Genomic DNA, 12508 nt, shown 5'->3' on the forward strand with positions numbered 1-12508 from the left:
CTCAGGGCTGCACGGTAACTTCATTGCCTACCTGCAATACACCCAGGCTGCGGGCAACCAGATTGATACCGAACATCGTGCCGTCCTCGAAGCGGCGGTAGCCATTAAGCGCTTCGAGCGGCTGACGGTCGTGCGAGGGCTGGCCGGTCTTGGGATCCACGGTGGTAAAGATACAGCGCGAGCAAGGCTTGAGATTCTCGAACCGCACGCCCCCCACGCTGATATGGCGCCAGCTATCCTCGATATGCGGCACGTCTGTTTCCACCACCAGGTTGGGACGGAAATGCCGCATCGACACCGGCTGCAATAGCCGCTTGTTCAGTTCCAGCAAGGAAGCGGTACCGATCAACAAGAGCGGATAGGCGTCGGCGAAACCCACCGGCACCGTGCCGTCGGAACTGGTGCGCCGGGTGGTCTCGTCACCGACGAAAACCAGCCGGCAATTGCTGCCCAGGTAATCGGCAAACCAGAAATCGGCTTCATCGCTGCCGCAGCGGGCCTCGAACTCCTTGCCCCACACCTGCACATCCATGCGCTGCTTCAGCTCGGCTACATTGACCCGCAAATCATCCATGCCCGGCGCCACGAAGGTCGCGCCGTCCGCATCGGTTCGTACTTCCAGCAGCACCAGGCGTGGATGCTGCCGCCCCGTCATAAAGCCGCCGTCCTCGTCCACCAGCATCCAACGCCTATCGTGCTGTAAACCCATCGCTTCGACCACCGCCGACTCGACCAGATTACCGCGACAGGATTTAAGCGGATGGACGTGGATTTCAACTAGACGCATGACGGGCTCCGGCTGGTGGGGTCACAAGTCTGCCCCGATCCGGCGGCGACGACAAATATATGCTCAACAAAGGTGGCGGCACCGTAGAATTCCGCCTCCTCCCGCAATCGCACCGCCATGTCCACTCCGCGCCTCGCCTTTCCTGCCCTCCTGCTGGGGGCTGCTTGCATTGCCTTTGCCGGTATTTTTGTCCGCTTGAGCGATGTCGGGCCGGTTGCCACCGGCTTTTGGCGCATGCTGCTGGCTACGCCCATCCTTTGGCTGCTGAGCCTGCGCAGTCCGGCGCCGCCGCTGAGCCGAAAGCAATACGCCAGCATCGCCCTGGTCGGCCTGTTCTTTGCGCTGGACCTCTCGATCTGGCACTTGGCCTTGCATATCACCACCGTGGCCAACGCCACCCTGTTGGGCAATTGCGTGCCGGTTTTCTGCGTGCCCATCATCGGCTGGTTTATCTGGAAAGAACCGATCTCGCGCGACTTCTACCTGAGTTTCGCCATTACGGTCCTGGGCGTATTGCTATTGACCGGCGAGAATTTCAGCGTCGCGCCCGACCGTTTTCGCGGCGACCTGCTGGCCAGCCTGGCCGCGGTGTTCTATTGCGGCTATCTACTGACGATCAAGCTGGTGCGCCAGCAGGTGCCGGTGATGCGCTTGATGGCATTGAGCGGCGCGGCCGCATCGGTGGTGCTGCTGGGCATCGCCCTGGCACGCGGCGAGGTCATCATGCCGACCAGCTCCCATGCCTGGGCCGTCCTGATCGCCCTCGCCCTGCTCACCCAGGTAGGCGGCCAGACGCTGATCGCCTATGGCCTGGGCCATGTTGCCGCGCATGTATCGGCGCTGGCACTGATGTTCCAACCGCTGGTCTCCGCCATTGCCGCCTGGGCCATCTTTGGGGAAGCGGTATCGTGGCTGCAATTCGGCGGCGCGATGGTGATCGTGGCGGGGGTTTGGCTGGCCAAGGCGCGCAGCGATTGAGGCGGTGCGCATCCATAGAACCCAGGCTGCTGCGAGCAGAAAAATGAACGGCGTATATGCCTCGCCGTTAATTTTTTAATTCCATCACAATGATTTTTATTGGATGAGTGCTTACGTTTTCGTCTTGATGCAGTTCGTTCGGAATATCTTTGGTTAAAAAATAGCTTTTATTTTTCTCGAGCTGCATGTAGTGGGATTTTCCTTGCTTATCCGTGATTTTCAGGGTTCCACTATCGAGTGCGACCAAGACCCGGTCGTGTTCGTGCCGGTGCATTTTCAGTACCTGCTTGGCGCCAGGGTAAATGACGGCTTCCCATACATCCACCTTGTCATTTGCAAGGTGTGAGGTTCTCTTCGTCGCCAAGGCTTCCGCCCAAGAAACACTCATTAAAAATACAAGCGATAGAATAATTCTTGATAAGAAATGCATTTCAGCCCCATTTTTTTGAAAATAAAAAATTCAGCGTTTTCAATAGCGCACCGCCATCCAGCACTGCCGACGCAAACAAAATGCGTACAGATTTTGCGTCTCGAATAAATATCCTGTTATCAGATTTGCCATCTGAATTTCTGTTTCCCGACACAAGGTTGTAGGGCTCAACGCACTGCTATCGTTGGGTACCCCACTTGGGGAACCCATACCCATGCCGAGAGTCTCTATCCTCACGCATTCGTTGCCATCACTGCGGGCCGCCAACTTACAGCTTGTCACAATGTATCCCACAGGCTACAATTAACATGCTAAAAATAAGCAAAACTAGCGTATACGAAATGTGGTTTCAAGGTTTACGTGATAAAACAGTGAAGGCACGTATCAATGCGCGCTTATCCAGACTGTCACTAGGTAACCACGGAGATGCCAAACCCGTTGGGCATGGCGTGTCCGAATTACGCATTGATTACGGACCAGGCTATAGGGTGTATTACTTTCAGACAGGAGTCGAATTGATCATTCTACTAGCTGGCGGTGACAAATCCACCCAGGCAAGAGATATACAAACTGCATTGCAATTGCGTAAAGACCTATGAGGAATAAAATCATGAAACCCGTAATTACCGATTGGGATGCGGCAGACTATCTCGCCACACGAGAAGACCAAGCCCTATACCTGGATGCCTGTATCGCAGAGGCCGATGGCGATGCGGCCCTTATTGCCAAGGCGCTAGGGGACATTGCGCGCGCGCGCGGCATGGCGCAAGTAGCCGCTGCGTCTGGATTATCACGCGAAAGTCTATACAAGGGGCTATCCATTGATGGCAATCCTTCATTTTCCACAGTTTTAAGAGTTATGAAGACTCTCGGCTTGGAGCTGCATGCCAGCGCCAAGAAAGAGGCTACCTCAGCCTAGCCATAGCGCAAAACCCAGGCTGTTCTGCGTAAACCAGCCTAATCGGCTACGGCATACCCAGAGTTTGCGTCCATACCCATCGCACTAACGCCCACCGACTTGTCCACGATTCGGAGTCTCTCCAGTACACTTCGACGCTCTGCGTTATTGGAGCCGCAATGTCTGATCTTTCCTCCCGCCTGATCATCGCGCTGCTGGTCGGCGCCTCCCTGACCTGCCTGGCCGACGAAGCCACCGTTCAACCCACCGCCCCCATCGCCGTCCCCGTTGACCTCGCCCCACCGGCCGCGCCTGAGTCGCCCGACGTCGCTGTCGAGCCACCTCCCCCCGGCCAGCGTTGGTTGCAGCACGCCCGGAACGACCTGCTCCCCTGGTGGACCCAGGCCGCAGCCCAGGGTGAACCGGTTGGCCGCTTCCCTACTTTCCGCTGCAACGACGGCAGCGCCTACCTGGCAGCCAAGCCCTGCCCCGAATTGGCTAACCCGCCCGCCTGGCTGAAAGGCGAGCTGGGACGCGACTATGTGCGCATGCAAGCGAGGCAGATCTACGCCTACGCGATGGGATTCCATCTGACCGGCGATATCAAGCTGCTGCGCCTGGCCCAAGCCGGCGTTGCCGATCTGCGCGAACGCGCTTTGGACCGCAAGACCGGCAGCGCCGCCAGCTGGTACGAGAAGGGCAAACCCATGCCCGCCATCGGCTTGCGTACGGCACAGGATCTTTCCTACGCCGGCCTCGGCCTGGCCAGTATGTATTACCTCACCCGCGACCCCCTGGTATTGGTCGACCTGATCAAGCTCAAGCAGCATATCTTCGCCAGCTACCGCGATGCCAAGACCGGCCTGATCCGCTGGCAAGCCAAGGGCGGTAGCGAAGCCCAGCGCGAGGAACTGGTCGCCACCCTCGATCAGCTCAACGCCTATATGGTCCTGGTGGCCCCCATCCTGCCCGAGGGACCACTCAAGCAGCAGTGGCTGCAGGATATCGCCACGCTATCCAAGGCCATGGTCAGCCGCTTCCACGATGCGGAGCAAAGCCGTTTCTGGGGAACACGCGGCCAGGCCGACAGCGAATCGGCCGACGGTCGTCACAATGACTTCGGCCATACGGTCAAGGCGTACTGGATGCTCTATCTGGGCGCCCGCCTCAATCGCGACCAGTCATTGTCGGCTTTCGCCCGCGACGGCATGCGCAAGACGCTGGACCGGGCCTGGCTGAAAGACAGCGGCAGCTGGGGCGAAAAGCTGCTCCCGGACGGGCGTACCGACCCGAACAAGAGCTGGTGGAGCTACGCCGAACTGGACCAAGCCGCCGCCACCCTCGCCATGCTGGAGGGCGATAAGGCCGATCGCTGGAAAGCCGCCGGGGATTGGTGGTTGACGCATTTCGTGGATAGCGCGCGCGGCGAAGTCTGGGGCAGCCTACCCGCCGACGGGAAGGCTGATACAACTCAACTGAAGCAGCATCATTGGAAGAACGGCTTCCATTCGATGGAACATGCGCTGGTGAACTACATCGCCTCCCAGGCCCTGGCCGACCAGCCTGCCACGCTCTATTTCGCACTGCCCAACAGCAAGCTCGCCAGAAACCTGACAGCCTATATGTTCGGCGGCCGCGAGATCAGCCGGCAGAATCTGAAGTCCGATGCAGGGGTGGTACAGCGGGTGGAATTTTCGCTGAAAACGGAGAAGTAAAACTTGGCATATCCATGGGTATCCCGGTTTCCACCGGGGTGCTCATGCAGCCCTGCAAGCCGCGCCACTGACCGATCTCGCAACAAGCCAGCGCATTTGCTTCCATTTCTTCAGGCACATCTGCAATACTGGCTCCCCAGGTTGCCGATCCCAAAAGCGCGGTCTAACATGCGATAGGGAATGTTTTCAATTGTTTACCGGAGGGTTTACCAATGAAATACACGCTTCTTGTCGCTACGCTGCTCGCTGCCACCGTGCCATCGGTCTATGCCGCTGAAGCCGCCGCAGCATCCACTACCGGAACGACCGCAGGTACCACCGCCGCAGGCGCGGGTGCAACGGCCGGCGCCACCGCCGCAGTCACCACTTCCACCCTGGTTGCCGTAGGCGCGGGCGTTGCCGCAACGGTAGCCGCCACATCCAATTCGAACGACTCGTCGACGACCCACAGCACGCCCACTCACTGAGTCGGGCGATGGCCGGTGTAACGTATCTGTGAACGAAATAGCCACGATATCGTGGCTATTTCGTTTTCTCCGCTTGCGATATCCCCCCACCCCTTCGCTACAGTCGACTAATGCCCAAACGCCCCCGCTCCGCATTACTCCTCCCTTTATTGATTTCCAGTCTTTTTGCCCAGGCCGACAGCAGCCTAGGCGGCCAAAGCGGCCTGATCCAGATGCCGGATGCGCGTATCGGGCCGGATGGCACCTGGCGTTTAGGCTACAACCAGCAATCGCCTTACCGGGCGATCTGGAGCAGTATTTCACTGATGCCCTGGCTGGAAGCGTCGGGCCGATTTACCCGGGTTTCGGGCGTGAAAGGCTTCGCGGTGGATCAGGGCTATGGCGACTACGGCGACAAAGCCTTTGCCGCCAAACTCAAGCTGCACGAAGAAGAGGGTTGGCTTCCCAGCGTGGTGCTTGGTATCGACGACTTCGAGGGTACCGGCTTGTTCAGTTCCCAGTACCTGGTTGCCAGCAAGCAGATCGGACCGCTGGACGTCAGCCTTGGCTATGGCAAGAAGCGTATCGACGGCGCTTTTGGCGGGGTACGCTATGCGCTGCCGTTTGCGGAGAATGTGCGATTGGTGGCCGAATATGAGGCAAACAATTACGCCAATGCCCAAGGCAAGGCCGCCAATCGAAAGAAAGGCGTGAATGTCGGCGTCGAATACAAATGGGGCTGGCTGAACGGCCAGCTGAGTCGCCTGAACGATGGGACGGTCGGCGCCAATCTGTTTGTCTCGGTACCGTTGAATCAAAAGGAATTCATTCCCAAATTCGACGAGCCGGCGGTCATGGCCAGCCTGCCGCCGCGGCCGACCGAGCAACAATGGCACAACGATACGCAATACCGTCGCAATCTACTGCGCGCGCTCAGCAAGCAGGACTTTCGCGATATCCGTTTCAATCTTTCCGGTACCACCCTGCAGCTCAGCCTGACCAATACGCGCATCTCCAAACCCAGCCGCATCGCCGGGCGCGCGGCGCGCATCGCACTCGCCCATGCGCCATTCGGCACCCGCGAAATCGTCGTCACCATCGAGCAGAACGGTAGCAGCATCCAGAGCTATGAGTTCACCGATACCGATGCCTTGTCGAACTACTTCAACGGCTCCCTATCGCGTGAAAAGCTCGCCCGCACCATCACCATTCGGCAACCCAGCCCAAACGAACAACTGCAAAAGGACGAAGCGGCCGAATTGCTGACAGCGCTGGACGATATGCGTTACAGCACCGAGCTGCAAGCTGGCGGCGGCAGCGGCGAACTGGGGCAACTGACGATACGCGATACCGGTTTGAGCAATCTGCGGATCTCACCCAAGATAGGTACCTACTTCAATGACCCCAGCGGGGTACTGAAATACGATCTGTACCTGCATAGCGGCCTGACCGCGCGACTGGCACGCAATACCTTCGTCGAGCTGGCGGCCACGGCGACCGTACTGGAAAACGTCTCCACGGTTACCCAGGCCTCCAACAGCGAGTTGCCGCATGTGCGTTCCGATATCGCCGACTACAAGCGCGACGGCCGGTATACCTTGTCGCGCGCAGTAGTGAATCAGTATTTCCATCTGGACAAGGGGCTCTATGGCCGCGCCAGTGCCGGGCTATACGAAGAAATGTACGGCGGCGTGGGTGGGCAGGTGCTGTACCAGCCGGACGGCGCCCCGGTGTCGTTCGACTTGGCCGTCGATTGGCTGAAACAGCGCGGTACCGCGGGTGATTTCCGCTTCCGCGACTACAAAACCACCACGGCCATTGCGTCGCTGCACTATCGCATCCCCAGCCAAGGGATTACCGCCACGGTGCGGGCCGGCCGCTTCCTGGCCCGCGATGAAGGCGCCCGCTTTGAAATGTCGCGCCGCTTTCAATCCGGTGTCGAGGTGGGCGCTTGGTATACCGTTACCAACGGACATGACATCACCTCTCCCGGCACCCCGTCCAAGCCCTATCGCGACAAGGGTATTTTCATGACCGTGCCGCTCAATATCATGCTAACCCGCGATACCGCCGCCACCGGCAGCTACGGCCTGAGTCCGTGGACGCGCGATGTGGGGCAGATGGTCAACTCGCCCGGCGACATCTATTCGCATGTCTCGCGCTATTTCAGCAACCGCGAAGATCATGACGGCCTGGTCGAGCTGGGCGACCATGACGACAACTACCCCATGCAGCGCCCCACCAGCCTGTTCTTCCGACGCCCCTTGCATGACTTCGGCGCCCTGTTGGCCAGTGGTGCGGCGGATACGGCCAGCATTAGCGCGCTCAAGAAAGGGGCGGTGGCCGGCGGGATGATCTGGTTGGCCAGCCGCCTGGACGATAAGGTGGATCGCAGGACCAGCAGGGCCGAGCCAAGCAAGCGGGAGCGTTCCACGATCAAGCTGGGTAACGCCCTGCCGTGGGCAGGCTTAGCCGTTTCCGGCGCGCTGGCCACCTACGAGGGCGACGATAGATTGAGTAGAACCGCCTACTCGGCGCTGCAGGCTGGCCTTGCCGCCGGCGCCTTGTCGGAAGCCGGCAAATGGGCTTTCGGGCGCGCCCGGCCCAGCACCGAAAAGGGCCATGGCAACTTCGACGGTTTCAATACCAAGCGGGCGCAACATAGCTTCCCCTCCAGCCATGTGGCCGTCGCGACCGCCGTCGTCACGCCTTTTGCCCAGGAATACAATCTGCCGGGCCTCTATGTACTTCCCGGCCTCACGCAATATGCCCGCCTGCGGGGTAGGGAACATTGGTTTTCGGATGTGATGGCAGGCAGCATGCTGGGTTATGCGGTAGGCAATTACGCTTGGGAATGGAATCGCAAGCGTAGCAAAAACCAACCGTCGATCCAGATCGGTGCGCAATCGGTCAATCTAAGCTGGGATCTGCCATGAAACAGCTATTCATTGTATTGGCCTTCGCCTTGCCTTCCGCATTCGCCAATGCGGCGGATAGCTGCAAGGTACTGGACCCGGAACTGCACGGAAGCTACCAGGGGCCGTGCGACAGCGATGGCTATGCCAGTGGGCAAGGCCGGGCAAAAGGCCTGGCCGAGTATGAGGGCATGTTCAAGGCGGGAAAGAAGCATGGGAAGGGCGTGAAGACCTGGCCTGCGGTGGGGGACCGCTATGAGGGTGACTTCAGCGAGGATTTTCGCCATGGCTGGGGTAAATACAGTTGGGGGGCTAAAAGCCAGTGGGCGGGGGAGCGGTATGAAGGGGGCTATCTACGTGACCGCAGGCAAGGCCAGGGAGCCTATTTCTGGCCTAATGGTGATAATTTCTCGGGCGAATGGCGAGACGACCTGCGCTATGGACAGACCGTGATGGAAATCCGCCGGAAGTTCAGCAAGGACTTGGCACTCGCCGCCAGCCAGACTCCGGGAATGCAGCTTTGCCGAGAAGCGCGCTATGGTATTGCCAACAGGGTATTGCTGCGGGCGACCCTGGATCAAGCGGACGCTACGCACCGAATCGTGCAATTGAGCAAGGAAAGCGCTCAAACCGGTTTGTACCCCGATGGCAGTGTGGATATCGCAAAGGAAATTGAGCTTTGGGCGCCTTGTTCGGCAGCTTGATCACCACCAGCTTAGCGGCAGCAGCGGCAAGATCCCCGCTGCCGCATGCATCCCGATCAATGCGCTAAGCGCTACCGCGCGCGGCGGCGGCGGTCGCAACAATCGTGGGCCTCGTCCGTAAAGCATCCATCATGATCACCGACGACGGTACGGGATCACATCCCGCGCAAAGGTAATCGTTCATCTCACCCGATGGCTGAAACCCGGAGACACAATCCTTCAGTACTTCAAAGATGGTCTTTTGATCATGCAGACTGCAAGCGACCCGAAGCGTCTCAAGCGCCTTTTCCAGTTCTAACCATTCGATGAATCGCTCCTGCGCCTTCATGATCTTGGGGTGTTCAGTGCCGATCACATCGTCGCCGATCAGCAATTCCTCGTACAGCTTTTCGCCTGGCCTTAGGCCCGTGAATACGATATCGATTCCCGCGCGCATGCCACTCTTGGTGGGCAGCACATCGAAACCACTGAGATGGATCATTCTTCGGGCGAGATCGATAATCCTTACCGGCTCCCCCATATCCAACACAAATACTTCGCCGCTCTTACCCATCGCTCCGGCCTGAATAACCAATTGAGCCGCTTCCGGAATAGTCATGAAATAGCGGGTGATTTCGGCATGGGTCACGGTAACCGGGCCGCCTTCCGCAATCTGTCGCCGGAAAAGCGGTACAACCGAGCCGGACGATCCAAGTACATTGCCGAAACGTACCATCGCAAAGCGAGTACGTACCTTCGGATCCGCGGTCATGGCTTGAAGGACCAATTCAGCCATGCGTTTGCTGGCTCCCATGACATTGGTAGGGCGCACCGCCTTATCCGTGGAAATCAGCACAAAGGTGGCCACACCTGCCGCAACCGCCGCCCGCGCGGTCGAAAGCGTACCAAACGTATTGTTCAGGATACCTTCCGTAATATTGAATTCGACTATGGGAACATGTTTATAGGCGGCCGCGTGATAAACCGTATTGACGCCGTAGCGGCGCATAATACGTTCCACCCTATCTTGTATCTGCACCGAACCGAGTACCGATACCACTTCGACCGACAAGTCCAGGTCACGAATGGATCGCTTCAACTCAGCATCAATACTGTACAGTGCAAATTCGCAAATCTCGTACAGGACCAGACACTTTGGTCCTTGAGCCAGTATCTGACGGCACAGCTCCGAGCCTATCGACCCACCAGCTCCTGTCACCATCACCACACGTTCATGAATATCCGCCTGCAATAAGGCAACGTCGGGCGGCACCGCTTCCCGAGCCAGCAACTCATCGACGCTGACTTCGCGAACATCGGCCAAGCTGATCTCGCCATTGACCAGATCCGCAACGCCGGGAATGGCCCGCACCTCCACCCTGAGATGTTCCAGGCGATCAATAATGTTCAATCGCTGGGCATAGGGCGCAGACGGCATGGCCAATAACACCCTCGTTGCGCCGGTAAGCTTGACCACCGCCGAGATATCCTTGCTGGGATAGACCTTGATACCCACGATGGACAAGCCTTGCTTGGACTTGTCGTCGTCCATAAAGGCAACCGGGTCGAACTCGGTACCGGCCCGTAAGGCTACCGCCAATTGCCGCCCCGCGTCACCGGCACCGTAAATCAGGATTTTGCGCCGATGATTGCGTGGATTCACGGCAGAGCGCAGCAGGGCTCGAACCATGTAGCGGCTGGCGCAGACATAAGACACACATAGGCACCAAAAAATGGGAAAAGCGGCCAGCGTAAAGAAATGGAAATCAAGCAGGCGCGCCAGGACCGCATACACAATCAGTGCAAACGACACGGCCCTGATAGCCGTTGCAACCGCTCGCTCATCCAAATAACGTATTACCGCACGGTAGAGCCCGGATTTAATAAACACGGGCAGGCTCACTACCGACAACATAACCAGCTCGGACACTATACCCGTATCAAACCCCCAACTACCGGCATGCATGCAAACTGCAAGCCATAAACAAAGCGGCAGTAGGAAAAAATCCGCCAGCACCATAATAATGCTTTTTGCATAACGCGGGAGTCCAGCAATTCTTCTTAGCATTGGTTGCCGCCTACCTATACAGGTTTAGTTATCGATCAAATTCCCCCAAACAACTTCGCCTTCAATATAGAGCAGATCAAAGAAGTATCAACCTAGCATGCTTCACTGCAGAAAATTATCTCACCGAGTTAAGTAATTACTAATAAGCTCCACTACACGCTCTTGCTGATCGGCAGACATATTCGAACCGGATGGCAAGCAGATACCACGGTTAAACAACGCCGCACACACCGATGATTCAAAATGATCGAATGAAGGACAGCTTGCAAAGATCGGCTGCATATGCATGGGTTTCCACAGCGGCCGGGCCTCGATGCTGTCTGCCGCCAGGCGCCTGATCAGGTCCGTACTGGATACCGTCGCATCTTCACTCAAGGTACAGGCAGTCAACCAATGCGTGGAGCGACTCCACTCCGGCTCCGGCATCCATTTCAGCAAGGGAAGATGCGCCAATTTCTCCTTATAGACTTGAAAGACATTACGCCTGGCCTCGACCCTTTCATCCAATACACGTATCTGACCACGCCCCACCCCGGCCAATATATTGCTCATGCGATAGTTATAGCCAATTTCGGTATGTTCATAATGCGGTGCCGCATCGCGAGCCTGGGTTGCCAAGAAGCGTGCTTTCTTGATCAAATCCTCATTTTCCGACACCAGCATGCCCCCACCCGAGGTGGTAATGATCTTATTGCCATTAAAAGAATAAATACCCATCACACCGAAGGTACCGCTCCATTTACCCTTATATTTCGCACCTAAGGACTCGGCAGCATCCTCCACCATGGGCACGCCGTATTTTTGACATAGATCCATAATGGGATCCATATCCGCACTTTGCCCATATAAGTTGACTACAATTACCGCCTTGGGCAATTTTCCTTCCCGCTTTGCCCAGACAAAAGCCTTTTCCAAAGCAATAGGCGACATATTCCAGCTTTGCGGCTCGGAATCGATAAATACCGGCTGCGCGCCCTGATAAATAATCGGATTTGCACTTGCGACAAATGTCAGCGAGGAACAAAACACCCAATCGCCTTTGCCAACACCTAATATACGCAAGGCCAAATGGATGGCGGCGGTTCCCGAACTCAACGCTGCCGCATGGGAAATACCAACATACTCTGCCAACTCCTTCTCGAAAGCATCTACATTGGGCCCCAGCGGGGCGATCCAATTGGTCCGAAATGCTTGATCGACGAACTCCCGCTCCCACGAACCCAGATGCGGTGTCGACAACAATATCTGCTCGTCGAGATCTCGCCGTTCGATTACCTTGATGACGCATCCTGCCTCATCCAGTACCGGTAGATGATTGATCATATGTTGATTCATCAATGCCAGGGCGACTTCGCGCGTGATGCCTTCCTGCACGACGATGGACTCGATACGAGGTAGCCCCATCAAGTTGTCCTGCAGTTGCACCCCATCGAGCAATAGGCGCCGGATATCGCCATCCGTGATCGTGCGCTCGAAAACCCTTTGCTCATTCTGCAGCAGCAGGATGCCGGATGCCTGTACGTCCAGGATAGCCAGCGCATCAAAAAGTGTAGTGGACCGACCGACGCTGATTTCAGCAATATTCATT

11 protein-coding genes are annotated in these 12508 nt (G+C 57.4%); 7 read left to right on the forward strand and 4 right to left on the reverse strand.

What is annotated here, in order from left to right; translation table 11 throughout:
• Position 1: 1 nt before the first annotated feature.
• Positions 2-787, reverse strand: a complete 786-nt coding sequence (locus FNU76_RS04700; protein ID WP_143856631.1) for an MOSC domain-containing protein — start codon at positions 785-787, stop codon at positions 2-4.
• A gap of 117 nt (positions 788-904) precedes the next feature.
• Between FNU76_RS04700 and FNU76_RS04705 the strand changes: the two genes are divergently transcribed.
• Positions 905-1765: a DMT family transporter gene (locus tag FNU76_RS04705; RefSeq protein ID WP_143856632.1), complete on the forward strand. Its 861-nt coding sequence runs from the start codon at positions 905-907 to the stop codon at positions 1763-1765.
• Between the two features lie 67 nt (positions 1766-1832).
• Here the strand turns inward: FNU76_RS04705 and FNU76_RS04710 are convergent, their stop codons facing one another.
• Positions 1833-2195, reverse strand: a complete 363-nt coding sequence (locus FNU76_RS04710) for a cupin domain-containing protein (protein WP_143856633.1) — start codon at positions 2193-2195, stop codon at positions 1833-1835.
• A 308-nt stretch (positions 2196-2503) separates the two neighbouring features.
• Here FNU76_RS04710 and FNU76_RS04715 point away from each other — a divergent pair, with 308 nt between their 5' ends.
• The 6 genes from FNU76_RS04715 (at position 2504) to FNU76_RS04740 (ending at position 8873) form a co-directional block, all read left to right on the forward strand.
• Positions 2504-2794, forward strand: a complete 291-nt coding sequence (locus FNU76_RS04715) for a type II toxin-antitoxin system RelE/ParE family toxin (RefSeq protein WP_143856634.1) — start codon at positions 2504-2506, stop codon at positions 2792-2794.
• 11 nt (positions 2795-2805) lie between these two features.
• Complete coding sequence (locus tag FNU76_RS04720) at positions 2806-3114, forward strand: addiction module antidote protein (protein WP_143856635.1); 309 nt, start codon at positions 2806-2808, stop codon at positions 3112-3114.
• Between the two features lie 158 nt (positions 3115-3272).
• Positions 3273-4808, forward strand: a complete 1536-nt coding sequence (locus FNU76_RS04725; RefSeq protein WP_143856636.1) for an AGE family epimerase/isomerase — start codon at positions 3273-3275, stop codon at positions 4806-4808.
• Between the two features lie 212 nt (positions 4809-5020).
• Positions 5021-5275, forward strand: coding sequence for a hypothetical protein (locus FNU76_RS24050; RefSeq protein ID WP_179958351.1), 255 nt, complete (start codon positions 5021-5023; stop codon positions 5273-5275).
• A gap of 110 nt (positions 5276-5385) precedes the next feature.
• Positions 5386-8190: a YjbH domain-containing protein gene (locus tag FNU76_RS04735; protein WP_143856637.1), complete on the forward strand. Its 2805-nt coding sequence runs from the start codon at positions 5386-5388 to the stop codon at positions 8188-8190.
• Positions 8187-8873 carry an MORN repeat-containing protein gene (locus FNU76_RS04740; protein ID WP_143856638.1) on the forward strand — a complete coding sequence of 229 codons (687 nt, stop codon included), beginning with the start codon at positions 8187-8189 and terminating at the stop codon, positions 8871-8873. The genes FNU76_RS04735 and FNU76_RS04740 overlap by 4 nt, the downstream gene beginning before the upstream one ends.
• Before the next feature lie 64 nt (positions 8874-8937).
• Here FNU76_RS04740 and FNU76_RS04745 read toward each other — a convergent pair whose 3' ends face one another.
• Together FNU76_RS04745 and FNU76_RS04750 are read right to left on the reverse strand one after the other, a co-directional pair.
• Complete coding sequence (locus FNU76_RS04745) at positions 8938-10920, reverse strand: polysaccharide biosynthesis protein (RefSeq protein ID WP_143856639.1); 1983 nt, start codon at positions 10918-10920, stop codon at positions 8938-8940.
• Between the two features lie 120 nt (positions 10921-11040).
• Positions 11041-12507 carry an aminotransferase class I/II-fold pyridoxal phosphate-dependent enzyme gene (locus FNU76_RS04750; RefSeq protein WP_143856640.1) on the reverse strand — a complete coding sequence of 489 codons (1467 nt, stop codon included), beginning with the start codon at positions 12505-12507 and terminating at the stop codon, positions 11041-11043.
• Position 12508: the final 1 nt, after the last annotated feature.

The organism is Chitinimonas arctica, assembly GCF_007431345.1.
In the GTDB taxonomy this organism is placed as follows: Bacteria; Pseudomonadota; Gammaproteobacteria; order Burkholderiales; family Chitinimonadaceae; genus Chitinimonas; species Chitinimonas arctica.